Source organism: Methylobacterium sp. J-026 (assembly GCF_022829585.1).
Classification (GTDB): Bacteria; Pseudomonadota; Alphaproteobacteria; order Rhizobiales; family Beijerinckiaceae; genus Methylobacterium.
The window spans coordinates 1-1,434 of record NZ_JAKSYC010000052.1; the positions used below are offsets into that span (position 1 = coordinate 1).

Consider the following 1,434-nt stretch of genomic DNA (forward strand, 5'->3'; position numbering starts at 1 on the left):
GGCGTGAGAACCGAGATGAGCCTCGCGATCCTCGCCTACAACGTGAAGCGGATGATCCGACTGTTCGGCGCAACCTGGCTCATCCAGGCCATTCGAGCCTGAAGCAGCCCACCGCGCCGCCGTCGTCATCCTGCTGATCGACGCTGGCAGCCACGATCAATGGGTTTTGACACAGCCTCGGTCGGAGGCGAACCGTCTGCTTCAGGGCGAAAGGTCAGGGTCCGCTCCCCACCGAGGCTGTGTGAAAACGCAGAGGCGTTGGAAGGATCTTTCCTCGAACGCCCTGGGCATCGCCTAAATAGACACTCTGATGGTGTAAGGACGGCGATCCGGCTCGCGTGTATGTCTACTGCGTAGAAGATTGTTCCACGATTTCGCAGGCCGCTCGGACACCTCGAAATACCCCTTCCGTGCGGGACGGTGTCGTAATTCCCTGCTGCTGATGGCGTTGGGGGAGGCTCGGATGGGTCAGCTAGGGTTCTTCGATCTGGATGAGCACTATCAGCGCCTGTCGGAGAACGGCGACCTGCTGTTGAAGCTCGCGGCCCTGATCGACTTCGAGGCTTTCCAACCGAAGCTGGTCACCGCACTGAAGTGGTCCGATGGATCGAAGGGTGGCCGCCCGCCCTACGACCCGGTCCTCATGTTCGAAATCCTGATCCTCCAGACGCTCTACACGCAGTCGGACGACGCGACGGAGTGGGGAGCTTCGGTGATGTCGCTTGCGTCGACACCGCCTTGACTACCTCAAGTAAGGCTCCCCTGTCGTAGGGGGCTCACAGAGAGATGAAGCCGCACTATAACTCTCGCTAACAATTGCTCAACGTACTCGTGCACAATCTTGCTCAAAGTGACCGCTGGTCGGCAAGCGGTTGAGTTGGGGGAGGCATTCATGCCGCTGTTCGATGCTGATCTGCGCGCTCTCATGGCGGCGATCGACAAATCCCGGGCTCGAATCGAGTTCGCTTCCGATGGCACGGTTTTGGCCGCCAACGCGCTCTTTCTAGACCTAATGGGCTACACCCTCACCGAGGTGAAGGGGCAGCATCACAAGCTGTTCGTCCCCGCCAGCGAGCGCAATGGCGACGCCTACCGCACGTTCTGGGAGGCACTGCGCAGTGGCGAAGGTCAAACCCGCGAGTTCAAACGCATCGCCAAGGACGGGCGCGAGATCTGGATTCAGGCCACGTACAATCCGGTCCTGGACAGGGCTGGTCGAGTCACGAAGGTGGTGAAATTCGCTACCGACATCACCGCGCAGGTGCTACGCAACATCGACCATGATGGCCAGCTCGAAGCCTTGCACCGCTCCCAGGCGGTGATCGAGTTCGCGCTCGATGGCACCGTTCTGACCGCCAATACCAATTTCCTCAACGCGATGGGCTATCGGCTCGACGAGATTCAGGGGCGGCACCACAGCATGTTCGTGGATGC

At 60.1% G+C, this 1,434-nt stretch carries 2 protein-coding genes; both read left to right on the top strand.

All coding sequences use genetic code 11. The features are described 5' to 3' along the window. Positions 1–361 precede the first annotated feature (361 nt). Positions 362–742, top strand: coding sequence for a transposase (locus tag MKK69_RS03455; protein WP_243965475.1), 381 nt, complete (start codon positions 362–364; stop codon positions 740–742). Positions 743–892: 150 nt separating this feature from the next. Then, positions 893–1,434, top strand: a 542-nt coding sequence (locus MKK69_RS03460; protein ID WP_243965477.1) for a PAS domain-containing protein, incomplete at its 3' end; no start/stop codon positions are given.